This is a genomic window from Paraburkholderia sp. GAS33 (genome assembly GCF_050436645.1).
Taxonomy (GTDB): domain Bacteria; phylum Pseudomonadota; class Gammaproteobacteria; order Burkholderiales; family Burkholderiaceae; genus Paraburkholderia; species Paraburkholderia phenazinium_B.
The window spans coordinates 106,180-128,039 of the sequence record NZ_JBNDMP010000002.1 but is presented as its reverse complement, the minus strand read 5'-3'; the positions used below and the strand labels follow the sequence as shown (position 1 = coordinate 128,039).

Genomic DNA, 21,860 nt, shown 5'->3' with positions numbered 1-21,860 from the left:
CATGTTCGGAAAACTGACACTATCGGCGATTCCGTTCGATCAGCCCATCATCATGGGCGCGGGCGCCCTGATGGCGGTCCTCGTCCTTGCCACGCTCGGCGCGTTGACGTGGTTCGGCAAATGGAAATGGCTGTGGAGCGAATGGCTCACCAGCGTCGATCACAAGCGGATCGGCGTCATGTATATCGTGGTTGCGGTATTGATGCTGCTGCGCGACTTTGCGGACGCGGTCATGATGCGCCTGCAACTGGCGCTCGCCTATCACTCGCCGGGCTATCTGCCGCCGCATCACTACGACCAGATCTTCACGGCGCACGGCGTCATCATGATCTTCTTCATGGCGATGGCGTTGATGGTGGGTCTGTTCAACCTGATCGTGCCGCTGCAGATCGGAGCGCGTGACGTCGCGTTCCCGTTCCTGAACTCGCTCAGCTTCTGGATGACCGCGATCAGCGCGATTCTGATCAACCTGTCGCTGGTGATCGGTGAGTTTGCGCAGGTTGGCTGGCTCGCGTATCCGCCGCTTTCCGAACTGCAGTTCAGTCCGGGTGTGGGGGTGGACTACTACATCTGGAGTCTGCAACTGTCGGGCGTGGGCACGTTGATCACGGGTATCAACTTCTTTGTCACCATCATCCGGATGCGCGCACCGGGCATGTCGCTGATGAAGATGCCGGTGTTCACGTGGACCGCGTTGTGCTCGAACGTGCTGATCATGGCGACGTTCCCAATCCTGACCATTGCGCTCGCGCTGCTCGGTCTGGACCGTTACCTCGGCATGCACTTCTTCACGAATGATGGCGGCGGCAACGCGATGATGTATCTGAACCTGATCTGGGCCTGGGGTCACCCCGAGGTCTACATTCTGGTTCTGCCGGCCTTCGGCATCTATTCGGAAGTCATCGCGACCTTTGCGAAGAAGCCGCTGTTCGGCTACCGGACGATGGTTTACGCCTCGTGCGTGATCACGGTACTGGCGTTCCTCGTCTGGCTGCATCACTTCTTTACGATGGGCTCGGGTGCGGATGTCAATGCGTTCTTCGGCATTATGACCATGGTCATTGCCATCCCGACCGGCGTGAAGGTGTTCAACTGGCTGTTCACGATCTACCGTGGACGCCTCGAATTCACCGCCCCGGTGCTGTGGACGATCGGCTTCATGATTACGTTCACGATCGGCGGCATGACGGGCGTGATGATGGCCATCCCCGGGGCGGACTTTGTCCTGCACAACAGCCTGTTCCTGATCGCCCACTTCCATAACGCCATCATCGGCGGTGTGGTGTTCGGTTATCTGGCCGGTGTTCACTACTGGTTCCCGAAGGTGTTCGGCATCAAGCTGAACGAAAAACTCGGCAAGGCCGCGTTCTGGCTGTGGTTTGTCGGTTTCTACGTATCGTTCATGCCGCTCTATGTGCTCGGCTTCATGGGCATGACGCGACGTCTGAACCACTACGACAACCCGGCATGGCATCCGTGGCTGATCGCCGCGGCTTGCGGTGTGGTGTTTATTGCGCTGGGTGTGGTTTGCCAGGTTCTGCAGGTGATCGTCAGCGTGCGCAACCGCAAGCTGCCCGAATACCGCGATGCGACGGGCGATCCGTGGGATGGCCGAACGCTCGAATGGGCCACGGCGTCGCCGCCGCCCGTCTATAACTTTGCAACGATCCCGGTGGTGCATGAACTCGATGCCTTCACGCATATGAAGGAAACCGGGCAGGGCCTCGGCAAGGTGGCGGTATACCGCGACATTCATATGCCGTCGAATACGAGCGCAGGCCTCTTTATTGGCATCTTCAGCCTGTTGCTGGGCTTCGCCGGAGTCTGGCATATCACGTGGCTCGCGGTGGCAGCGCTGGTCGCCATCATGGCGACGGTGATCGGGCGCAGCTTCGGCGATAACGACGGCTACATGATCCCCGCCGAAACGGTCCGGAGGATCGAAGAGCAGGGCGGCAGGGCAGGCGAAACGAAGCATGACGAGCGGCTTGCCGCCGCGGAGGTCAACTGATGTCACATACAACTCATCTTGCCGCACCTGGCGAGCTGGAAAGCGAGCACGCGCCGTCCCATTCGGTATTCGGGTTCTGGCTCTATCTGATGACCGATTGCGTGCTGTTCGCCTCGCTGTTCGCGGTGTTTGCCGTGATGGCGCAGCAGTTCGCAGGCGGTCCCACCGGAAAGGATCTGTTCGATATCCCAGGCGTCGCGCTGGAGACGGCGGTGCTTTTGCTGAGCAGTATCACCTACGGCTTCGCCATGCTCGGTGCGCATAAGCGCAAATCGGGCGTCGTGCTCGGGTGGCTCGCGATCACCTTTGTGCTGGGTCTGGCGTTTCTCTGGTTCGAAGTGCAGGAGTTCTCGCACCTGATCGCTGAAGGCGCCGGGCCGAGCCGCAGCGCGTTCCTCTCGTCCTTTTTCACGCTGGTCGGCACGCACGGCTTGCACGTCACGGTGGGCCTCATCTGGATGGTCGTGCTGGCCGTGCAGATCGTCCTCAAGCCTGAGATGTCAGAGCGCGAGGTTACGCGTCTCGCGTGCCTGAGTCTCTTTTGGCACTTTCTCGACATCGTGTGGATCTGTGTGTTTTCGTTTGTTTATCTTGGGAGCGTGCTCTAAATGGCTCATACCCAATCGCTTCATGAAGAAGAATCGCACGGCAGCGTATCCGGCTACGTCGCAGGTTTCGTGCTGGCGGTGCTGCTGACGGCCGCGTCGTTTGGCTTAGTCGTGCGCGGCGTTCTTCCGCCGCAGACAGCAATGATCGCGCTGGCCGTATTGGCTTTGGTGCAGATCGTGGTTCATCTGGTGTTTTTCCTGCACCTGAATACGTCGTCCGGGCAACGTTGGAATGTGATGGCGTTTTGCTACACCGCGGTGGCCGCGATCATTCTGATCGGCGGCACGATGTGGGTGATGCATAACGTCAGCATGAACATGATGTCGCGGTAATTGCGCGCAGCGTTCCCCTGGAGACCTCATGCACCCATCTCATTCGTTTGCGCCGCTGATGATCCGCGGCCGCACGCTGTTACCGATCGTGCAGGGCGGCATGGGCGTCGGCGTGTCCGCGCACCGGCTAGCCGGCAGCGTGGCGCGCGAGGGCGCGCTCGGTACAATCGCCAGCATCGATCTGCGTCACCATCACGCGGATCTGGTCGAGGAGTGCCGCGTCAATCCCAGCCGCGCCACGCTCGAGGCCGCCAACCTCACGGCGCTGGCGCGCGAGATCGGCGCAGCCCGTGCCTTGAGCGAAGGGCGCGGCATGATTGCCGTCAACGTGATGAAGGCGGTCAATGCGCACGCGGACTATGTGCGGGTTGCCTGCGAAAGCGGCGCGGATGCGATCGTCATGGGTGCCGGTCTGCCGCTCGACTTGCCCGATATGACGCGAGATCACAATATCGCCTTGATCCCGATTCTGTCCGACGCCCGTGGCATTGCGCTCGTGCTCAGGAAGTGGATGAAGAAGGGGCGCTTGCCCGATGCGATCGTGATCGAGCATCCCGCGCACGCCGGTGGCCATCTTGGGGTAACGAACCTGGCGGACATGCAGGACGGGCGCTTCGATTTCGCGAGAGTGTTCGAGGAACTGGAACCGGTGTTTGCATCGCTCGGCCTGAACCGGCGGGATGTGCCGTTGATCGTCGCAGGCGGCATCAATAGCCACGAGGCCTTGCGCGCCTGCCTCACGGCGGGCGCCAACGGTGTGCAGCTTGGCACTCCGTTCGCCGTCACGGAAGAGGGTGACGCGCATCCCAACTTCAAACGTGTGCTTGCTGAAGCAGCCCCTGAAGACATCGTCGAATTCGTCAGCGTCACGGGGCTGCCGGCGCGCGCCGTGAAAACGCCGTGGCTGATGCGTTACCTGCGCAACGAGACACGCATTCGCGACAAGATCGGCACGCTCAAGAACGCGTGTCCGACGGCGCTCGAGTGTCTGAGCGTGTGCGGTCTGCGCGACGGCATCGAAAAGTTCGGACACTTCTGTATCGATACGCGACTCGCCGCAGCGTTGCGCGGTGATGTGGCCAATGGCCTGTTCTTCCGCGGCCGCGAGACATTGCCGTTTGGCACGGCCATTAGCAGCGTACGCGACCTGATCGAGTTGCTGCTGACCGGTTCGGCGCGACCCGCTGTCGCAGGGCGATGGGCGTATTCGCTCGGTTGACGCTGGTCAACGCGACTGACGCTTCAAGCTTCGACAATCCCCGCAATCATCAACCAAACGGGGAACAGAATGAAGCACAGCATCAGCAATCGAATCAAAGCCGCGGTCATCGTATCGTGTCTGCTGGGCATGGGACTCGCGGCGTCTCAGGCCCGCGCTGAGAGCGGCGACGAGATGAACGGCATTCACGCGGGCGACGTGCTCGTGCGCTTGCGGGCCATCAGCATCATTCCGAACGTATCAACGAACAACACCTTGTCGGCGCTGAACGTAAACGTCAACAATGCGATCGTGCCGGAACTGGATCTGACCTACATGATCCGCGACTATCTGGGCGTCGAACTGATTCTGGGGACGTCGCGGCATCAACTGACGTCGAGCCTCGGCAATCTGGGCGGGGTGAACGTGCTGCCGCCCACGCTGCTGTTGCAATATCACTTCAACCACCAGGGGCGCATCCGGCCGTACCTCGGCGCAGGCGTGAACTACACGTATTTCTACAACAACGGGCTGAACGTGAACGGCCAGCCGATTTCGATCACCAACCACAGCTTCGGGCCGGCTGTGCAGGCCGGCGTCGACGTGCAGATCACGAAGTCGTTGTTCGTCAATGCGGACATCAAGAAAATCTGGATGAGAACCGATGCCTCGCTCGGCGGGGCATCGCTGGGCCGGCTGGACATCGATCCAGTCGTGGTGGGACTCGGTGTCGGGATGCGCTTCTGATGAGGACGCCGGGGTTTCCCGGCGTTTTTTCATGCCGCGCCCGTTTCTTGCAGAACTGTCATCAACCGGGCCGTCTCGCTGTCACAGCTTGTCGTATTTGAAACGCATCGCGGTGCCTTCCTGTTCGATGCGCACCCACACCGCGCGTTTTTCCTCGTCGCTCAGGAAAACCCAGTTGGAAACCTCGGTAGCTGTGCGCCCGCAGCCCTTGCAGACTTCGTCGAAGAGCGTAGAGCAGACGCCGATGCACGGGCTGTCTGGAAGAGCGTGGAGATTCGAAGCCATTCAAAACCTTGGGACGGGAAGCAGGGAGGTACTGCTATGTTAACCGATGCTGCGGATTCCCTCTGAACGTGCCTCCACACCGTCGCCCTTGGCATTGTCGTATCCCTGCGCCACACTTCCTTACAAATAGACTTCACTTCCTGTCGAAACCCGTGCATGGCAAACCACCCGCGGACGGTCTTTTTTTCCCGGTGGACAGGCGGCCATAACCCGCTAAAATTGCGCGCAATTTTGTATCGAACGAACAGGCTGGCGCGTCCGCGCGAACCGGCTGCGCTGTACCCTTTGCGCGACAGCTTCGCGGTTTTTTTGAAGCGCGCAATAATTAGTGGTAGTTTTCGGGTTTTTCAGGAGAGCCGCGGGCGGTGCGCTGCGGCACGTGGAGTGGACGGTCGGCCGAGGCCGACGGATCGGAGAACGGGATGAAAAAACTGGTAGTGCGTCAACTCGCAGCGCTGATGCTGTGTGCTACGCCGTGGCTTACGGCCGGCGCAAAAGATACGCAATTGAACGTGTATAACTGGTCCGATTACATCGCCAAGGACACGATCCCGAACTTCACCAAGCAGACCGGAGTTCAGGTCAAATACGACAACTACGACAGCGACGACACGCTGCAGGCCAAATTGCTGACCGGCAATTCCGGCTATGACATCGTGGTGCCGACCAGCAACTACGCCGGCAAGCAGATTGCCGCGGGCATTTTCGCTCCGTTGGACAAATCGAAGCTGCCTAACCAGAAATACCTCGATCCTTCGCTGATGGCGCTCGTCGCCGGCGCCGATCCGGGCAACAAATACGCCGACCCGTGGGCCTACGGTACGACGGGTCTCGGTTACAACGTCACCAAAGTCCAGCAGATCCTCGGCAAGAACGTCCCGCTCGACAACTGGGACATTCTGTTCAAACCCGAAAACATTTCGAAGCTGAAGGCGTGCGGCGTCTCGGTGCTCGACGCGCCTGACCAGATGTTCGCGGCGGCGCTGCATTACATCGGCAAGGATCCGATGAGCACGAACCCGGCGGACTATCGTGCCGCGCTCGACATGATGAAGAAGATCCGCCCGTACATCACGCAGTTCAACTCGTCGGGCTACATCAACGACCTGGTCGGCGGCGACGTCTGCTTCGCCTACGGCTGGTCGGGCGACGTGGTGATTGCGAAGCACCGCGCGGTCGAGGCGAAGAAGCCGTACAAGATCGAGTATTACATTCCGAAGGGTGGCGCACCGGTCTGGTTCGACGTGATGGCGATTCCGAAGGACGCGAAGAACAAGGAAGCGGCGCTCGAATGGATCAATTACATCGAGACGCCGCAAGTCCACGCCGCGATCACCAACGAGGTCTACTACCCGAGCGCGAACCTCGAATCGCGCAAATATGTGGACAAGGACGTGGCGAACGATCCGGCCGTCTATCCGCCGCCTGAAGTCATCAAGACGCTGTTCCTGCTGAAGCCGCTGCCGCCGGAAATCCAGCGGCTGCAGACGCGGCTCTGGACTGAATTCAAGTCCGGCCGTTAAAGTCTGCGGATTGAATGGTCGATAGCAAGGCATGTCCACCAAGCCCCCGGCGTTCACCGGGGGCTTTGTTCGTCAAATGCAGGAGCGAAGTACCACATTATGAGCAGTGACCAGTCGGGTGTGCTGGCGGCGGCCGGCACGCTGCCTCCGGGCAGCTATGCCGCTGCGGGCGATGCAGCGGAAAACTTCGTGCAGATCGTCGATGTCGTCAAGAAGTTTGGCGAGACGGTTGCGGTCAAGCAGGTCAACCTGTCGGTGAAGAAGGGCGAGCTGTTCGCATTGCTGGGCAGTTCCGGTTGCGGCAAGTCCACGCTCCTGCGCATGCTGGCGGGACTCGAGACCGTGACTTCGGGCAAGATCCTGATCGACGGCGAAGACCTCGCGCAGATGCCGCCGTATCGTCGGCCGGTCAACATGATGTTCCAGTCGTATGCGCTGTTTCCGCATATGACCGTCGAGGCGAACGTGGCCTTCGGCCTGAAGCAGGAGAGCGTGCCGAAGGCCGAACTGCAGGAGCGCGTACAGGCAGTGCTCGATCTCGTGCAGATGGGGCGCTTTGCCAAGCGCAAACCGCATCAGCTTTCGGGCGGACAGCAGCAGCGGGCGGCGCTGGCGCGCAGCCTCGTCAAGCGGCCCAAGCTGTTGCTGCTCGACGAGCCAATGTCCGCGCTCGACAAGCAGATTCGCCAGCGCACGCAGATCGAGCTGGTCAACATCCTCGACAAGGTCGGCGTCACCTGCATCATGGTCACCCACGATCAGGAAGAGGCGATGACGATGGCCGCCCGGCTCGCGGTGATGAGCGAAGGCGAGATCGTCCAGCTCGGCACGCCGCACGAAGTGTATGAGTATCCGAACAGCCGTTTTTCGGCCGAGTTTATCGGCTCGACCAATCTGTTCGACGGCACGGTAGTCGAGGACGAACCGGATCACGTGTTCGTCGAAACCGCCGATCTGCCGGTTCGCCTCTACGTGAATCACGGCATCACCGGGCCGCTTGGCATGCCGCTGACGATTTCCGTGCGGCCCGAGCGTATCGCGCTCACGCGCAAGCCACCTGAGGGCGCGTACAACTGGGGCAAGGGCGTTGTCACGAATATCGCGTACATGGGCGGCTATTCGCTGTACCACGTGAAGCTCGAGAGCGGCAAGATGGTGGTGGCGAACGTCACGAGCCTCGCGCTTTCCGAAATCGAGTCACCGACGTGGGGCGACGAAGTGTACGTGCGCTGGAGCGCTTCCGCGGGAGTGGTGCTGACGTCATGAAAAGCGCGCTGAGTTCATTTGCGTCGTGGCCGGTGCGGCGCTTTGGCCTGACCGGCCGCACCGCCGTCGTGGCCGGACCGTTCATCTGGCTGCTGATGTTTTTCCTTGTCCCGTTCCTGCTGGTGGTGAAGATCAGCTTCGCCGACCTGCAGCTGGGCATTCCGCCGTACACCGAGCTGACGAGTTTCCAGGACGGCGTGCTGCATATTGCGCTGGACCTGTCGCACTACGCGTTCCTGCTAACGGACAGCCTGTACTTTGCGACGTATGTGAATTCCGTGGTGGTGGCGGCAGTGTCGACGCTGCTGTGCCTGTTGCTGGGCTACCCGATGGCGTATTACATCGCTCGCTCGAACCCGGCCACGCGCAATATTCTGATGATGGCGGTGATGCTGCCGTTCTGGACGTCGTTTCTGATTCGCGTGTACGCATGGATCGGCATCCTGAAGAATAATGGCTTGCTGAATAACTTTCTGATGTCGATTGGCCTGATTCATACGCCGATCGAGTTGTATCACACGAATACCGCGGTTTATATCGGCATGGTGTATTCGTACTTGCCGTTTCTGGTGATGCCGCTGTACGCGCACCTTGTGAAAATGGACATGACGCTGCTGGAAGCGGCTTATGACCTTGGCGCAAAACCCTGGAAGGCGTTCTGGCAGATAACGTTGCCATTGTCCAAAAACGGGATTATTGCGGGCTGTCTGCTGGTGTTCATTCCGGCGGTGGGTGAGTATGTGATTCCGGAATTGCTGGGTGGGGCGAATACGCTGATGATTGGCCGGGTGATGTGGAATGAGTTCTTCGACAATGCCGACTGGCCGATGGCATCCGCGGTGACCTGCGCGATGGTATTGCTGCTACTGGTGCCGATGGCGCTGTTTCAGTATGCGCAGGCGAAGGCGCTGGAGGAAAGGCGCTGATGAAGCCGAACAGGTTCTTGCAGATTTTCGCGCTCGGGATTGGGTTTTTGTTTCTATACATCCCGATTGTGAGCCTGGTGGTGTATTCGTTCAACGAATCGCAACTGGTGACCGTGTGGACGCATTTTTCGACGCGCTGGTACGCCGCGCTGCTGGGCGATGATGAACTGATCTCGGCGGCGTGGCTCTCGTTGCAGATTGGATTGTTGACGGCGTTTGCATCGGTGTTTATCGGCACATGGGCGGGGTTTGTGCTGGCGCGGATGGGGCGCTTTCGCGGCTTCACTTTGTACACCGGCATGATCAATGCACCGCTGGTGATTCCCGAAGTGATTCAGGGGATTTCGCTGCTGCTGCTGTTCATCGAAATGGCTAAATGGCTGGGATGGCCTGCCGGGCGTGGGTTGCTCACGATCTGGATCGGGCATGTGATGTTGTGTATTTCTTATGTCGCGATCATCGTGCAGTCGCGGGTGAGGGAGTTGCATCCTTCGCTGGAAGAGGCAGCGCTTGATCTCGGAGCTACGCCGTTGCGGGTGTTTTTCTTTATTACATTGCCGCTGATTTCGCAGGCGCTTGTGGCTGGGTGGTTGCTGTCGTTTACTTTGTCTATCGACGATCTGGTTTTGTCGGCGTTTTTGTCGGGGCCCGGGTCGACGACTTTGCCGCTGGTGGTTTTTTCTCGCGTTCGGTTGGGGCTTAATCCTGAGATGAACGCGCTTGCTACGCTGTTTATTGCTTTTGTGACTGTTGGGGTCGTGGTTGCAAATTATTTTATGCAGCGGAGCGAGAGGAAGAGGGTGGCTTTGGCGGTTTGATTTTTTGGGTTTGTCTTGCGCGGCGTCTTTTCGTTTGGCTTAACGCTCACGCTCAATACGCTGCACACATGCAGCCAGGCGGCCCAAAAAGTACAGCGAAGGGCCGACTGGCGTCACATACTCCTTCACGTAGTGACCATAGCCAGATCGTCAGCGGTTGCGTTGGCAGAAGACGGTGCGTTGTGGCGATCCAGGAAGTCAATGACGAGGCTTTCGTCGGCGGTTATCGACAGTCGGCACTCAACCGGTAGCGAGCTTCCGGCCATCCGCGTCAGAAGCTCGCGCGAAACAGCAGGAAGGACGCGCTGGTTGAGGAACGCGTCGACATTGCGTGCGCCGGATTCGCGTGCGAGGCAAAGCTGCGCGAGCGCCCCGGTCAACGTGTCGTCGCACGTAAGCTCGATGTCGTAAAGACGGTGCAGACGTTCGGCGACCTTCTCAACCTTCAGCCGCACAATCGATGCGAGCGCTGTAGCATCGAGCGGCCGGTAGACCAGCGTCTGGAAGCGGGCAAGCAGCGCGGGCTGGAAGTGCGCGACGAGTTGTGGGTGGATCGCGTCGTGCAGTTCTGCCTGCGAAATGCCGGGGTTCTCCGCCGTGGCCTCGTCGATCTGCGTGCTTCCGAGATTGGACGTCATCAGGATCACGCAGTTGCGGAAGTCGATCTCGCGGCCTTCGCCGTCGCGCATCGTGCCACGATCGAACACCTGATAGAACATGTCGAGCACGTCGCGATGGGCTTTCTCCACTTCGTCGAGCAGCACGACGCTGTATGGACGCTGTCGCACTGCTTCGGTGAGGATCCCGCCACGCCCGTAACCGACATAACCGGGAGGTGAGCCCTTTAGTTGCGAAACCGTATGGGCTTCCTGATATTCGGACATGTTGATTGTCGTCAGTGCGGCTTCGCCCCCGAACAGCAGATCGGCGAGTGCGAGCGCCGTTTCTGTTTTACCTACCCCAGACGGTCCTGCGAGCAGGAATACGCCAAGCGGCGAATGCTCGTTTTTCAGACCCGCTTTCGCTGTGCGCAGGCTTTCGGCGAGTGCCGACAGTGCGTCATCCTGAGCAACCACGCGGGTGGCCAGGCTTTCTTCAAGCGTGAGCAGTCCGGTCAGTTCGTCTTCGAGCAGGTTGCCGACCGGCACTCCGGTCCACTCGGCGACCACGCGGGCGATCGCCCGGGCGTCTACGTCCGCGAAGATCAGCGGCGCTTTGCCCTGCGCACGCGCGAGTGCCTCGCGCGTCTGGGCCAGCGATCCGGTGTCGCCGGCTGCTGCGGCATCACGCTGCTCGAGGAGCGCCTGCACAAGCCCAAGTTCGTGCCCGTAACGTTGCTGCAGAGTTTCCAACTGTGCCCTCGCATCGGTGAGCGCGGCATCCAGCGCAGCGCGACGTTCTTCCGCGCTTTCGATACCTGCGCGCGCATCGTCTTCGAGCGTGGTGCGCTCCAGCTCCAGCGCGGCAAGCGCGGCGCGGGCCCGTTGCAGTTCCGCCGGCGGCGATTCGAGACCCATGCGCACACGGGCTGCGGCCGTATCGATCAGGTCGACCGCCTTGTCTGGCAACTGCCGTGAGGGAATGTAGCGGCGCGAGAGCCTGACCGCAGCCACCAGTGCGTCGTCGCGAATGTGGACGTTGTGATACTTCGCGTAGCGTTCCTTGAGGCCCCGCAGCATCAGGCAGGCAGCTGCGTCATCGGGCTCGTCGACCTTGATCATCTGGAAGCGGCGCTCGAGCGCGGCATCGCGCTCGAAGTATTCCTTGTATTCCGACCAGGTGGTCGCGGCGATCGTGCGCAGTTCGCCGCGCGCGAGTGCGGGCTTGAGCAGGTTGGCGGCGTCGGCGCCGCCTGCTGCGTTGCCCGCACCGATCAGGGTGTGCGCCTCGTCGATGAAAAGCAGGATCGGCACGTTCGAGGCCTGCACTTCATCGATCACATTTTTGAGGCGCTGCTCGAATTCGCCCTTCACGCCCGCACCGGCCTGCAGCAGACCGAGATCTAGCGTGAGAATACGCACGTCACGGATCACGTTCGGCACGGCGCCATCGGCTACGCGCAGCGCGAGGCCTTCGACGAGCGCGGTCTTGCCGACACCCGGCTCGCCGACGAGGATCGGGTTGTTCTTGCGCCGCCGGGCGAGCACATCGACCATCTGCTGGATCTCCCGGTCGCGTCCGAATACCGGATCGATCTTGCCGTCGCGCGCCTTCGCCGTGATGTCGATTGCAAAGCGGACGAGTGCGTCGCCTTCCACATTGCGCGTTGCTGTCTGCGCTGTTTTCCCATCCGACGGGTGATTAACGGAATCGGCTCCTGCCGGAACGGCGGACGGGCCGGAAACGACTTCCGGCATCTCAGGCTGGTTCTCGCAGGTTCGCGGCCCGAGGCGTGGCAGCAGGCGTTCGATCTGTGCGCTGCTCACTGAGAGCAGTTGCCAGGCATTGGCCGCACGAAGGACATGCGGGGCCTCGACGATGGCCTGCAGCACATGGCCGGAACGGATGCCCGGGTCACTGCCTTCAGCGTGTGTAGAGGCACGGAACCAGGCGTCCTGGATGACAACGGCCAATTGCGGAGAGAGGCTGGGGCGGCCGCGCAGGTTACGCGGTGTGTGGTCGATGGCCCTGAGCAGTGCATCCCACAGGGCGTCAACGTTCAGTTCGTAATGGTTCATGATGGCCGGGATATCGCCGTCCCCGGCCTCGATCAGCTTGAGCAGCCAGTGCTCGACTGAAATCTCGTCTGCGAGCCGTGCCTGGCACAGGCTTGCCGCGGCCTCGAGCGCTCTCGCGCAGTGTGGATTGAGCCGTTGCAGAAGCTGGCTGGCGTCGCGGAAGGAAGCGTTTCGGTCGTTGTGCACGGTCATGTTTGGGCTATTCGCACATCTGAAGAGGGGCGGGCCAGCCTGGAGCGGCGCGCCCCGCGCAATAAAAAGGCCAGTCCGAAAGGGCCAGTCCGCGCAGGCAGACTGGCAACGCAAGGCCGGTAATTCCGAAACTACCGGGGACGGTGTACCGGCCTCCAGACTACCTGTGAATCAGGAACGCTCGTTCCAGGTGTCCTTGTGGATAATGTTGCCGTCCTTGTACGACCAGGTAATCGTCTCGTAGCGCAGCTCGACTTCCTCCAGGTGGTTGTGCTTTTCGTAGTCCGGGTCCTTGATGTCGAGCATCTTCGGACGCACGGCGACGATCTTCACGTTATCGAGCTTCGTGTTGAAGTACTCTTTCTCCTTGCCGGCGTCGTCGATCTTGTACCACCTGATCTCGGCAGACTTTAAGGTCTGACCGCTCGTGACCGCCTTGTAGAGGTACCAGCTGCTGCTCGAATATTTTACTTTCCCCGAGAAGTTCATGTTTGTCGATCTGCTCGGGCTCGACATCCAGGCAATTCCCGCGTCGGCGACGTCACTCGATGTCGAGATCGTCCTCGATCGCCCGTATCCGGATGACATGCGCTTCAGTGCGGACAACGTGCGCCTGTACTGCACGCCTGTCATCAATCTGTTCCCGGTGAGCGCCGATCCGGTCACGGTCACGCAGCACGAAACCGAGTACCGGGTACGTGCGCGCGCCGAACATGGCTCACTCGTCGATATCTATTCGGTCGATGCCGTGCAGTATTTCGAGCGCGGCCGGCGCTACGAATATGTGCCTTTCGCGGCGTTTCGCCATCGCGGCGGCATGCTGCGTCACGACATGCCGGAACGGTACTACCACACCCGCATGCGGCGCGGGCCGTCCGGCCGGTTCGACACCTGGATCGTGCTCGGCGGCCACGCGTGGGATCAGGCGAAGACACCCGCCGCGTTGCCCACCGAGACGCTGTCCCTTTCGGTGACCGGGACCAACGGCATGCTGCCGCGCAGGGCCCTGCGCGAAGCGGGCATCACGCGCATGCGCGGCGGCTTTACCAGCATCGGCGCGGTGCGCAACCTCACGGCACCGACCCTGCCGGTCTATCCGCCCACCGGCGACCGGTTCCAGTGGCGCGTGCTGTCCCACCTCGCCCCGAACTATCTGTCGCTGCTCGACGCGGAGATCCTGCGCGGCTCGCTTGCGCTCTACGACTGGACCGATGGCGAACTCAACAGCCGGCGCATCAACGCCATTACCGATGTGCGGCACCGGCCGCTCAGCAAACTCGTCAAGGGCGGCCTGATGCGCGGGGTGGAAATCACGGTGACGCTCGATGCAGGTCGCTTTGCAGGCAACGGGGATCTCGAACTCTTCGGTAGCATGCTCAACCGGTTCCTCGGGCTGTACGCAACATTGAACCTTTACACCAGGCTCGTGATAGTGACCCAGCCCACCGGGCAGCGCATCGAATGGCCTGAAACGAAGGGCGAAGGGGCACCGTTTTGAACGCACGCACGATGCCTGCGGCCGCAGCGCGGCCGATGCTGCCGGCGATTCTCGACGACGCGCCGCGGATGAACTTCATCCGCTTCTGCGAGCTGCTTGAGCTGGCCGCGCCCGATGCGCCGCCGCTCGGGACAACGGACTCGCCGGCCGCCGATCCCATCCGGTTCCGTTCGCGCGCGCAACTGGGCTTTCCCGGGCGTGAAATCGATGCGGTCCGGTACGACACCGACAATCCGGGCGCGCCACCCTCGGTCGTGACGACGTTCCTCGGACTCTATGGCGTCGATGCGCGCATGCCCGCGTATTTCGTCGATGAGGTGGCGCAGAACCGTGATGGGGCAGAGCGGTTGTCGGCGTTTCTCGACCTGTTCCATCACCGCGTCATCACGCAGTACTACCGCGTCGCACGCAAATACCGGTATCCCATTGGCTTCAGGCGTGACGGTACGGATCCGGTGTCGCGCTATCTGCTCAGTTTCGCTGGCTTTGGATTCAGTACATCCGCGCGTATTGCCACTTTGGTTCCGCGGTTCCCTGCGGCCGGGGAACAGCTGGCGTCCTCCACCGCGAGTCAGCAGCTTCCGGAGGTGGCCGACAAACGCCGGCTGCTATCGATGCTAGGGCTTGCCATGCAGAAAACGCGCACTGCAGAAGGGCTGGCAGGCGTGCTGAGCCATGCCGTGCCAGACGCCTCGATTGCGGTTGAGGAGTTCCACCCGGTGTGGCGGCAAATCGACGACGTCGAGCCCGCCGCGCTTGGTGAGCAATGTCTGCTCGGCCGCGGCTTCTATGACCGGGCGAATACGGTGCGGGTCGTCATCACGCCGGCGTCGCGTGAGGCAGTGCTGGCGCTCGTGCCGGGGCAGCCCGCCCACCGTGAGGTCATGGCACTGCTGCGGTTCTATCTGGGCTACGAAAGCGAAGCGGATCTGCAGATGCATGTGCGGGCCGACCTCATGCCGAAACCCATGCTCGAGCCGCGTCAAGCGAACCTGGGTTTTACGGCGCAACTGGAAGCGCCGGCGTGGTCATCGGCAGGCGGTCCGGCACGTATCACGCGTGTGCAGCTCGGCCGCTGGAACGGCGCCGGGGAGAGAACCGCATGAAGGACAACAACCGGAACAAGGGCATCTTCTTAATGGACGCAAACATGAAACGCGCGGCACATCGCGCAAGTCTGGCAATCGCGTTATTGTCGGCTTTGGCGACGGCTGGCTGCGGTGTGGCCCAGGCAGTCGGCGATGGAACCGTCGACGCCGCCAAATGGGCTTTCACGACCCAGGTCAAGACGATGAACGTGGACCTCAAAGGTCGTACCTCGCTCAATGCCGACGTCCGTGGGCAGTCGCTCTCGACGGTGGTGAGGTTCTACCAGCTTAAGGATTCGAAGACCTTCGGAGAGCTGAATTATGTGCAACTTCAGTCTGACGATCTGAACCTGCTCAAGGCGGATCTGCTCGCGACGAAGGACGTCGTGTTACGTCCGGACGCGAGCGCCAGTATTGTCGAACCGATGAACGAGGCGGCGCAATTCGTGGGGGTGGTAGCGTTCTTCCGCGAGCCGGGGCAGGATGCGGCGTGGAAGCTTGCGATTCCGAAGCAGCAGTGGAAGAAAACCGATCCGGTGAAGATCGAGGTGCGCGGCAACGAGCTGGTGCTGGACGGTGCGGATTCCCAACCCGTCAAACATAAAGCTCCCCAACAGGCCGCGCCGGCAAGTCCCGCCTCAGCCGCCGCGTCGGACCCGCAATCCGGGGCCCATAAGCAGGGCTAGAAACGTTATTCGGGATTGCACCTTTTCTGCACCGGAGGGTGCGATCCGCAAAAACCATCAAACCCTATACCCCATCCGAACCCCACCCCAATGCCGCCCATTAACGTAGATGGGCGCCGATGCATCCTTCATCAGCACAAACTCCCCACCCCCCATATCGCGCCGATAAGTCTGCAACAAAAACGCTTTGGTATGAGTCGCAGCCGCAAGCCCAGTCCGGTCATCGAACACCCTGCGATTCCGGCAATTCGCCGCATTCCAGACCGGATCATCGCGCTGCGGCTGAGAAAACTTCTGGTTATGCGTCGGCAGATAACCACGCGCATCCACTGCCGCACAAAACGCCACCCGTGGATCCAACCCGAGCAAAGGTTCCTGCACACCAGGCAACACCCGATCGGTGAACGCAGTAAACCGTGTCGTGAACTGCGGCGGATTCGTCCCCGGAATCGGCACATACGTCCGGTCAAACAGGTCATCGAGCTTTAGCTCCCCACTCGCCACCGCGCGCTCGAATATCTTTCCGATCTTCGTCGCGGTCTGCTGCACCGCCTCGATAAACCGTGTATCCGTTGTCTCGACCCCCGTGGCCGCCGTCAATTCGATCAGCGTCTCCGAAACTCCCAGCAAGTTGCCCAGCCGGTTCTTCGCCTGCACGAAGTTTTCGCTCGAGTCCTCCACGCCGCTTGCCATCTCCACGACCTGTGCCTCCAGTCCCGTGCACCGGCTCTCGATTTCTCCCGTCAACGTCGCAATCTGCGTGGCCTCCGCGTTGAGCTGCGTAATCGCCCCGCCCGTCGAATGCACCACCTCGCCAATCTTGCGTGTGCCCTCCCGCACCCGATATGCGCGCGCTGTGTTCACCGACCCCTCCGTCGTCAACTGCTCGGTCTGTTGGGTCAGTTGCGCGAGCGTGCTTTCAATCTGTCCCGTCGCCGAGGCCGTCTTGGCCGACAGGTTTTTCACCTCCGCGGCGACCACCGCGAAACTCTTGCCCGACTCGCCGGCTCGTGCCGCTTCGATTGCGGCATTGAGCGCCAGCAGATGCGTCTGTCGCGCGATCAGCGAAATTTCCTCGGAGACCTTGCTCACATGCGCAATCGCAGCCCGCAGCGAACCAATGTGGCTCTCGATCACCGTCACGCCTTCGACGAGACCGTGGATGTCCGCCAGGGATGCCTCCAACGTCTGCTGCGACTCCTGCACACCGCTCGCGACCTCGGTCGTGACGTCGCGCATCTCGCGCGCGGCCGTCGCGATCCGGCGGTTGCCCGCCATCGTCTGCGCCGCAGCGTCTCGCAGCGACTGGCACACCTGCGCCTGATGCTGCACCCGCGCCGCGACTTCTTCGACGTGGCCCGAGACGTCGCAGATCTCAATGCCGAGTTTGCCCGCCTGCGCGGCAATGTCGCCCACAATCGACGGCACCCGGCTCGACCGGCGAAAACTAAAGCGCGTCATGAGTGTCTCCTTGATGGCGCGGGTCGGTGTGGCCATCCAGCACGGATGCCGCGTCTTCTCCCGATAATGACGGCCCGGTGGTCCGCAACTTGATACGGGGTATCCCGGGGTCGCTATGATGTGGGTCTCGTCGCAGACTGGGCGGCTCCGCTGACTGTGCCTTGAACCTTGCCACCAATCGATTGCCTGATCCAATATGCCTGATGCCTTCGCGTGTTTTGCCGGCTGGCAGCAGCTCTATCAGTTGTGGGAGCTGATCGTGCTGGCCTGCAAGTTTCTCTGGGATGTGCTTCGCTTCCTCGGCGGCGGAGGCTGAGCGCTCTTGCCCGCCGCGCGAGCGCGAACTGAGGTAATTTAGAACTCCTTTCCCACCGGCACAGGTTTTCTCCCATGACCGATTCCACGCAGCGCTTTACCGATCGTGTCGCTGACTACGTCAAGTACCGGCCCAGTTATCCGCGGGACGTGGTGAGCTTCCTGCATGAGACCTGCGGTGTCGCGCCGGACGCGCAGGTTGCCGATATCGGCGCGGGCACGGGAATCTCGGCGCGGCTCTTTCTCGACGCCGGTCATCCGGTGATTGCGGTCGAACCGAATCAGGCCATGCGCGAGGCCGCGAATGCATGGCTCGCACCTTACGAGAACTTTCGCAGCGTCGCCGGCACCGCGGAGGCGACCACGCTCGAGGACGCCAGTGTCGATCTGGTGATCGCCGCGCAGGCCTTTCACTGGTTCGATCCCGTCACGACACGGCGCGAGTTTGCACGGATTCTCAGGCCGCAGGGCCACGTGGCGCTGTTCTGGAACAGCCGGCTGCTCGATGGGTCGCCGTTCCTCGCGGGCTATGAGGCGCTGCTCAGGGCGTACGGCGTCGATTACACGGAAGTCGCCGAGCGTTACCCCGACGACGCGGCGATGGCCGCGTGGTTCGGCGATGCGTTTTCGCGCAAGGGGAGCTTCCCCAACCTGCAGCGGCTCGATTTCGACGGGCTCAAGGGCCGCCTGATGTCGTCGTCCTACGCGCCCAAAGCGGGCCATCCGAATCACGAGCCGCTACTGGTCGCATTGCGCGATCTGTTCGATCGCACTGCGCACAACGGCATGGTCGAGTTCGGCTATACGACGCGTGTTTATGCGGGATATGCCGCGGCGAATGCGTGACGGCATGTATCTAAGCGCGTGGTGGTGAAGCGTGCGCCGCGTTTCCACGCGCACGCCTTTACCTGCCGGCGGACGGCGCGCATGGACCAGTTCAAGTGAACCTCGGTCACGCCGTGACCGGCCTGGTACGCACGGTTTGCTTTGCGAGGAACGCTCGCAAATCGTCCAGCACGCGCGCCGGGTCTTCTTCCATCGGGATATGGCCGAGTCCCGCGTACATCACCGCCTGTGCGCCAGGAATGCGCTGCGCAAATTCGGCAGCATGAGCGGGCGGGATCCAGCGGTCTTTCGCACCCCACAAGACTAGCGACGGGACGTCGAGCGTTGTCAGCACGCTGGCGTCGAGGTCGGCGAAATCGAGCGTCGGTACCATCTTGCCGATCGCCGCGCGCGTGCCTTCTCCGTGAAAGAACTCGATATAGCGCCGCAGCACGGGCGCCGCCAGCTTGCGCGGATCGCCGTAGACATTGCGCACCGCGCTTTTGATAATCTGCTCGGGCAGCCACCACGGTGCGCTCATGCGGATTAGTGCGCTGTTGAAGAGGCCAATGTAGATCGGCAGCTTCATCGGAAAGCCTGCTGCATCGATCAGCACGAGCCGCTCGACCGCATCGCGATGCCGCACCGCGTAATCCCACGAGATCAGACCGCCGAGCGAGTTGCCGATCAGCGTCACGCGGCGGGTGTCGAGACCGAGCGCCTGCATGAACGTATCGATGAAGCGCCGGTAAGTCGGCAGGTTCATCGTCTCGATCTCGCCGGACGGGGAGCGCAGCGGCCCTGTCACGCCAAATGGCGGCAGGTCGAGACGGATCACCCGATAGCTACGCGACAGTTCGTCCGCGACACCATCCCAGGTGTGCAGCGAGGAGGCGAAGCCATGAATCATCACCAGCAACTCGCCGCTGCCTTCGTCGACATAATGAACGTCGGCGCCCATGATCCTGACGAACTTCGAGCCGCGCTGCGTGTAGCGCTGCCGCAGTTCGTCGCGCGGCACGCTGCTGATGCCGAGGCGTGCGGCAAGCGAGCGGGGTGCCAATGGCGTGCTCTGGGTGTGGGAAGCGGTGTCGAGGCTCGCCATGCGTATCTCCCTGATTATTTGAGTTCGAAAGCGCCGATGCAGCTCTTTGTCTGATTCTTCGTCTGATACCGACGGGAGGTGAAAATAGAAGCGCGTGTCTACACTTGTCTACATCACCTCAAGCCGCAGAGTAGACAACTGTGCACTTCACGTCAAGATCGTTTACAGTGCGGACATAGGCCTCCATACCGGCGCTTTGGCACGCTCCCCGCGTGTCTTGAGCGTTTGGCGAGTTAAGCGAGTTTTCCTTCAGTCGTCCATGGAACCCACCCCCAATCCCGATCTCGATCTCGCCCCCAGCAAGCGCCGGCTAATTGAAGCGGCCCTGCGCCTGACGGCCGGCGGCCGCAGCTTTGCGTCGCTCGGTTTGCGTGAAGTGGCGCGCGAGGCCGGTTTGAATCCGAACACGTTCTACCGGCATTTCGATACGCTCGACGATCTGGCGCGTGAAGCGGTGGAGTGGGTGAGCCGGCGTCTGCGGCCGATGCTGCGACGCGAGCGCTGGCTTGCTGCGCACGACGAGCCGCATAGCGTGCCGCGTCGAGCCTGCGCGGCGTTTTTTGCGTTCGCACTCGATAACCGCGAAGCGTTTTTGAGCGCGCTGGCGGAGTATCACGGCACCTTGCCGGCGTTACGCGATGCGGTGCGCGCGAACCTGCACGAGGTATCGGCCGAAATGGCCGACGATGTCGTGCAACTCAAGCTGATGCCAGCGCTCTCGCGGACCACGATCGACGAAATCTGCACGCAGATCGTGCTGCAACTGTTCCATCTGTCGCATGAGTACATTGCAACAGCGGCTCATCGCGAGGCGCTGATTGATTACTCGGAACGCTTCATTGTCCGGTTGTTCGCCGGTGCGACCGTGCTCGAGCAACATCAGCAACCGCTGTCCACTGGCGCGTGAAAGTCACAAGCCGCGTTCTGCGCATGTGATGCGATTGCATCGTCGCGAGCATCGCACCCAGGCGGCGCATAAAAAAAACAGGCTCCATGCATGGAGCCTGTGTTTCGTGGATGTTGCGCGTCATCGCAGCGGTGAACTGGGAACCTGCACCGCGCTTGCGCGCGTGTCTGGATCAGGTATCAGGTGTCGTTCCAGCCGCCGGAGTCGTCGTTGCCCATGTCCACGCCGCCACCGCCGCTGCCGTCGTCCCAGTTGTTCGACCCCTGGCCGAAATCGAGACCGCCGTCGTTGTTGCCGTTATTGCCGTCGTCGCGGCGGCGCCGGCTTTCGTCGTCCTCGACGATCACTTCGCGCTCACGACCCGAGTTGAGCGCCTCGCCGAGCAGCACGCCGGTCAGCAGACCGCCCATGCCGCCACCAAAGCCGCCACCTTGCTGCACGATAACCTGAGGCGGTTGCTGCTGCGGATAAGGATAGGGCGCTTGCGGCGGATTACCGAAACGATCGGCTTCACGGGCATACGCGGATTCGCCCGAACCTGCAGGCGCAGCCGCGTACGGATCGGGGCGACCTTCTGCACGCGCCTTCAGGCTGGCAACGCGCTGTTCCAGTTCGTCGAGCTGATACGGCGGCAACGGATTCTTGCCGTTGGAGAGTCCTTCGACAACACCGCGCAACTGATCTTCCGTGCCTTCCACTTCGCGCGCGAGCGCTTCATGTCCCGGCAACGTAGAGAGCTTCACATCGAGCTTCAGCGAGCGCACTGCGTTAAGCAGCTCCGTAGCGCGCTTGAGCTGAACGCGGCGATCGTCGTCGGCGCGCGAGTCGTCCTGCGTGCGAGCGCGGCGCAATGTCCAGCGCAACACCAGCGCAATCGCACCGATCACGACAATGATGCCGATCCATAGGCCCATGCCTGGACCATGCCGTTCAGGTACTTGCGGCGCCATGGCCGACTGCTGTACCGCCGTGTTCTGTTGTGCGAACGGATTGGTGGTGTGGCCCGTTGCAGCACCGGTACGTTCCGCGTCGCGGCGGATGCGCGCTTCGGTCTGCGCGAAGCGCGTAGGGTCGGTGAAGCGGATTTGCGGATCGAGCGTCTTGGCCTGCTGGATCTGCGCGAGAGCATCGCCCGTGCGGCCTTCGCGATCGAGCACCTGGGCGTACAGATAGTGCGCACGTGCGTTGTCCGGATGAGCCTGCAGCACTTCGGTCAGCCCTGCATCGGCCTGCTGCCAGTTGCCCTGTGACATCGCGGATTCGATCTGCTGCGCTGTCGGCACGGCGAAGGCCGCCGTGGAGATCAGCAACAGCGACGCGAATGCGGCTGCGAGAAATTTTTTCATGTGTCGGACCGGATGGCTTTACACCCGTCTCCATGTCGATCGAT

Annotated in this window: 18 protein-coding genes and 2 pseudogenes; 14 read left to right on the top strand and 6 right to left on the bottom strand. The window is 61.5% G+C overall.

The features are described from left to right. Position 1 precedes the first annotated feature (1 nt). From cyoB to P3T24_RS06955, 5 genes are all read left to right on the top strand, one after another. On the top strand, positions 2-2,011 hold the full coding sequence (gene cyoB, locus P3T24_RS06975) for a cytochrome o ubiquinol oxidase subunit I (protein ID WP_429433382.1): 2,010 nt from the start codon (positions 2-4) through the stop codon (positions 2,009-2,011). Further along, positions 2,011-2,619 (top strand): cytochrome o ubiquinol oxidase subunit III, encoded by a 609-nt coding sequence (cyoC, locus tag P3T24_RS06970; RefSeq protein ID WP_429433381.1) that lies wholly within the window; start codon positions 2,011-2,013, stop codon positions 2,617-2,619. Before cyoB ends, cyoC begins: the two co-directional genes overlap by 1 nt. Continuing rightward, positions 2,620-2,952, top strand: a complete 333-nt coding sequence (gene cyoD, locus P3T24_RS06965) for a cytochrome o ubiquinol oxidase subunit IV (RefSeq protein ID WP_429433379.1) — start codon at positions 2,620-2,622, stop codon at positions 2,950-2,952. Between the two features lie 28 nt (positions 2,953-2,980). Then, on the top strand, positions 2,981-4,171 hold the full coding sequence (locus P3T24_RS06960; protein ID WP_429433377.1) for an NAD(P)H-dependent flavin oxidoreductase: 1,191 nt from the start codon (positions 2,981-2,983) through the stop codon (positions 4,169-4,171). Positions 4,172-4,240: 69 nt separating this feature from the next. Then, positions 4,241-4,897, top strand: a complete 657-nt coding sequence (locus P3T24_RS06955; RefSeq protein WP_429433376.1) for an OmpW/AlkL family protein — start codon at positions 4,241-4,243, stop codon at positions 4,895-4,897. Positions 4,898-4,978: 81 nt separating this feature from the next. Here P3T24_RS06955 and P3T24_RS06950 read toward each other — a convergent pair whose 3' ends face one another. Beyond that, on the bottom strand, positions 4,979-5,182 hold the full coding sequence (locus P3T24_RS06950) for a DUF1289 domain-containing protein (RefSeq protein ID WP_074264355.1): 204 nt from the start codon (positions 5,180-5,182) through the stop codon (positions 4,979-4,981). Between the two features lie 422 nt (positions 5,183-5,604). Here P3T24_RS06950 and P3T24_RS06945 point away from each other — a divergent pair, with 422 nt between their 5' ends. The 4 genes from P3T24_RS06945 (at position 5,605) to P3T24_RS06930 (ending at position 9,715) form a co-directional block, all read left to right on the top strand. Further along, the gene (locus P3T24_RS06945; protein WP_074264356.1) at positions 5,605-6,705 is read left to right on the top strand and encodes a polyamine ABC transporter substrate-binding protein; all 1,101 of its coding nucleotides are present in this window, start codon (positions 5,605-5,607) and stop codon (positions 6,703-6,705) included. A gap of 99 nt (positions 6,706-6,804) precedes the next feature. After that, on the top strand, positions 6,805-7,971 hold the full coding sequence (locus P3T24_RS06940) for an ABC transporter ATP-binding protein (RefSeq protein ID WP_074264357.1): 1,167 nt from the start codon (positions 6,805-6,807) through the stop codon (positions 7,969-7,971). After that, positions 7,968-8,897, top strand: coding sequence for an ABC transporter permease subunit (locus P3T24_RS06935; RefSeq protein WP_074264358.1), 930 nt, complete (start codon positions 7,968-7,970; stop codon positions 8,895-8,897). Before P3T24_RS06940 ends, P3T24_RS06935 begins: the two co-directional genes overlap by 4 nt. Next, positions 8,897-9,715 carry an ABC transporter permease subunit gene (locus P3T24_RS06930; RefSeq protein ID WP_074264359.1) on the top strand — a complete coding sequence of 273 codons (819 nt, stop codon included), beginning with the start codon at positions 8,897-8,899 and terminating at the stop codon, positions 9,713-9,715. The genes P3T24_RS06935 and P3T24_RS06930 overlap by 1 nt, the downstream gene beginning before the upstream one ends. A gap of 125 nt (positions 9,716-9,840) precedes the next feature. Here P3T24_RS06930 and tssH read toward each other — a convergent pair whose 3' ends face one another. Further along, complete coding sequence (gene tssH / locus P3T24_RS06925; protein ID WP_429433375.1) at positions 9,841-12,585, bottom strand: type VI secretion system ATPase TssH; 2,745 nt, start codon at positions 12,583-12,585, stop codon at positions 9,841-9,843. A gap of 171 nt (positions 12,586-12,756) precedes the next feature. Further along, a pseudogene (tssD, locus tag P3T24_RS06920) lies at positions 12,757-13,044 on the bottom strand (type VI secretion system tube protein TssD); the annotation flags it as partial. Between tssD and tssF the strand changes: the two are divergent. The 3 genes and pseudogenes from tssF to tssJ all read left to right on the top strand — a co-directional run. Continuing rightward, positions 13,031-14,083, top strand: a pseudogene (gene tssF / locus P3T24_RS06915) (type VI secretion system baseplate subunit TssF); the annotation flags it as partial. The pseudogenes tssD and tssF sit on opposite strands and share 14 nt — an antisense overlap. Positions 14,084-14,118: 35 nt before the next feature. Next, positions 14,119-15,189, top strand: a complete 1,071-nt coding sequence (tssG, locus tag P3T24_RS06910) for a type VI secretion system baseplate subunit TssG (protein ID WP_429434270.1) — start codon at positions 14,119-14,121, stop codon at positions 15,187-15,189. Positions 15,190-15,233: 44 nt separating this feature from the next. Next, on the top strand, positions 15,234-15,857 hold the full coding sequence (gene tssJ / locus P3T24_RS06905) for a type VI secretion system lipoprotein TssJ (RefSeq protein WP_429433373.1): 624 nt from the start codon (positions 15,234-15,236) through the stop codon (positions 15,855-15,857). A gap of 57 nt (positions 15,858-15,914) precedes the next feature. On the opposite strand, the gene P3T24_RS06900 is transcribed toward tssJ, so the two are convergent. Then, entirely contained in the window at positions 15,915-17,318 is a 1,404-nt protein-coding gene (locus tag P3T24_RS06900) for a methyl-accepting chemotaxis protein (RefSeq protein ID WP_429433371.1), read from the bottom strand. A 390-nt stretch (positions 17,319-17,708) separates the two neighbouring features. Here P3T24_RS06900 and P3T24_RS06895 point away from each other — a divergent pair, with 390 nt between their 5' ends. Next, entirely contained in the window at positions 17,709-18,479 is a 771-nt protein-coding gene (locus tag P3T24_RS06895) for a class I SAM-dependent methyltransferase (protein WP_429433369.1), read from the top strand. A gap of 106 nt (positions 18,480-18,585) precedes the next feature. Here P3T24_RS06895 and P3T24_RS06890 read toward each other — a convergent pair whose 3' ends face one another. Beyond that, a complete protein-coding gene (locus P3T24_RS06890; protein WP_429433367.1) occupies positions 18,586-19,563 on the bottom strand; it encodes an alpha/beta fold hydrolase in 978 nt (325 codons plus the stop codon). 259 nt (positions 19,564-19,822) lie between these two features. Between P3T24_RS06890 and P3T24_RS06885 the strand changes: the two genes are divergently transcribed. Next, positions 19,823-20,470 carry a TetR family transcriptional regulator gene (locus tag P3T24_RS06885; RefSeq protein WP_429433365.1) on the top strand — a complete coding sequence of 216 codons (648 nt, stop codon included), beginning with the start codon at positions 19,823-19,825 and terminating at the stop codon, positions 20,468-20,470. Between the two features lie 179 nt (positions 20,471-20,649). On the opposite strand, the gene P3T24_RS06880 is transcribed toward P3T24_RS06885, so the two are convergent. Beyond that, complete coding sequence (locus P3T24_RS06880; protein ID WP_429433364.1) at positions 20,650-21,816, bottom strand: tetratricopeptide repeat protein; 1,167 nt, start codon at positions 21,814-21,816, stop codon at positions 20,650-20,652. Positions 21,817-21,860 lie beyond the last annotated feature (44 nt).

Excerpts from the sequence above, each read along its gene's own strand:
- tssJ (WP_429433373.1), top strand. The coding sequence starts at position 15,234 with ATGAAACGCGCGGCACATCGCGCAAGTCTGGCAATCGCGTTATTGTCG.
- P3T24_RS06900 (WP_429433371.1), bottom strand. The coding sequence starts at position 17,318 with ATGACGCGCTTTAGTTTTCGCCGGTCGAGCCGGGTGCCGTCGATTGTG.
- tssH (WP_429433375.1), bottom strand. The coding sequence starts at position 12,585 with ATGACCGTGCACAACGACCGAAACGCTTCCTTCCGCGACGCCAGCCAG.
- P3T24_RS06955 (WP_429433376.1), top strand. The coding sequence starts at position 4,241 with ATGAAGCACAGCATCAGCAATCGAATCAAAGCCGCGGTCATCGTATCG.
- cyoD (WP_429433379.1), top strand. The coding sequence starts at position 2,620 with ATGGCTCATACCCAATCGCTTCATGAAGAAGAATCGCACGGCAGCGTA.
- P3T24_RS06930 (WP_074264359.1), top strand. The coding sequence starts at position 8,897 with ATGAAGCCGAACAGGTTCTTGCAGATTTTCGCGCTCGGGATTGGGTTT.
- cyoB (WP_429433382.1), top strand. The coding sequence starts at position 2 with ATGTTCGGAAAACTGACACTATCGGCGATTCCGTTCGATCAGCCCATC.
- P3T24_RS06950 (WP_074264355.1), bottom strand. The coding sequence starts at position 5,182 with ATGGCTTCGAATCTCCACGCTCTTCCAGACAGCCCGTGCATCGGCGTC.
- P3T24_RS06940 (WP_074264357.1), top strand. The coding sequence starts at position 6,805 with ATGAGCAGTGACCAGTCGGGTGTGCTGGCGGCGGCCGGCACGCTGCCT.
- cyoC (WP_429433381.1), top strand. The coding sequence starts at position 2,011 with ATGTCACATACAACTCATCTTGCCGCACCTGGCGAGCTGGAAAGCGAG.
- P3T24_RS06935 (WP_074264358.1), top strand. The coding sequence starts at position 7,968 with ATGAAAAGCGCGCTGAGTTCATTTGCGTCGTGGCCGGTGCGGCGCTTT.
- P3T24_RS06960 (WP_429433377.1), top strand. The coding sequence starts at position 2,981 with ATGCACCCATCTCATTCGTTTGCGCCGCTGATGATCCGCGGCCGCACG.
- tssG (WP_429434270.1), top strand. The coding sequence starts at position 14,119 with ATGCTGCCGGCGATTCTCGACGACGCGCCGCGGATGAACTTCATCCGC.
- P3T24_RS06890 (WP_429433367.1), bottom strand. The coding sequence starts at position 19,563 with ATGGCGAGCCTCGACACCGCTTCCCACACCCAGAGCACGCCATTGGCA.
- P3T24_RS06880 (WP_429433364.1), bottom strand. The coding sequence starts at position 21,816 with ATGAAAAAATTTCTCGCAGCCGCATTCGCGTCGCTGTTGCTGATCTCC.
- P3T24_RS06885 (WP_429433365.1), top strand. The coding sequence starts at position 19,823 with ATGGAACCCACCCCCAATCCCGATCTCGATCTCGCCCCCAGCAAGCGC.
- P3T24_RS06895 (WP_429433369.1), top strand. The coding sequence starts at position 17,709 with ATGACCGATTCCACGCAGCGCTTTACCGATCGTGTCGCTGACTACGTC.
- P3T24_RS06945 (WP_074264356.1), top strand. The coding sequence starts at position 5,605 with ATGAAAAAACTGGTAGTGCGTCAACTCGCAGCGCTGATGCTGTGTGCT.